The 374-nt window shown below is 56.7% G+C and carries 1 protein-coding gene; it reads left to right on the forward strand.

Annotated features, from left to right (window positions below; all coding sequences use genetic code 11):
- On the forward strand, positions 1-374 hold a 374-nt coding region (locus AB4405_RS24275; protein WP_372063105.1), incomplete at both ends, for a VCBS domain-containing protein.

Raw genomic sequence — 374 nt, forward strand, 5'->3', positions numbered from 1 at the left:
TTGGAGGTGGTGCAAAGCCTGACGGCGGGTGAAACCATCCCGCAAACCTTTACGATTCAAACGGCGGATGGAACGCCGCACACCATCACAGTGAACCTTGTGGGTGTGAACGATGAGGCGACCTTTGCGGGGACCTCAAGCGGTGAAGTAACGGAAGACGATGGCGCTGATTTGGTCACCGATGGTGGGGTGGATTACCTGCAAGTGGCAGACCAAGTCAACATCACCGATATCGACGATGGCGAAGGGCAGTTTGATGTGGCGACGTTGAGCCCGGATGCGGGTAACTTCGCCAATGGCGCCTTGACGCTGCAACCGGATGGCAACTGGAGCTTCCGCATTCCGAACGACAGTGATGAAGTGCAAGGGTTAGC

The organism is Vibrio sp. 10N.261.51.F12, from assembly GCF_041471725.1.
In the GTDB taxonomy this organism is placed as follows: Bacteria; Pseudomonadota; Gammaproteobacteria; order Enterobacterales; family Vibrionaceae; genus Vibrio.